At 36.8% G+C, this 231-nt stretch carries 1 protein-coding gene; it reads right to left on the minus strand.

Annotated features, from left to right (window positions below):
- Positions 1-167, minus strand: a 167-nt coding sequence (locus RRF55_RS28215) for a YHS domain-containing protein (protein ID WP_439419328.1), incomplete at its 3' end; no start/stop codon positions are given.
- Positions 168-231 lie beyond the last annotated feature (64 nt).

Below are 231 nucleotides of genomic sequence, written 5' to 3' on the forward strand. Positions count from 1 at the left end.
TGAAACTTTGATTGACATTTATCACTGCAAAAAAAGTAAGTTTTCCCCTTAAATTCCTCATGGTATTTCGATTCTTCAGTGACGGTCATACCACAGACTGGGTCTTTCAGTACGTCTGTTGTAGCCTGTGCCATATGGTCCTGGTTATGATTTTTTTGATCTGACATAAATAATTCTCTTATGGAAAAGTGGTTTTATGGCCGAATTTTGGAATAAATCTCGGAGTCTGTT

It is taken from the genome of Klebsiella sp. K47, from assembly GCF_051858335.1.
In the GTDB taxonomy this organism is placed as follows: domain Bacteria; phylum Pseudomonadota; class Gammaproteobacteria; order Enterobacterales; family Enterobacteriaceae; genus Klebsiella; species Klebsiella pneumoniae.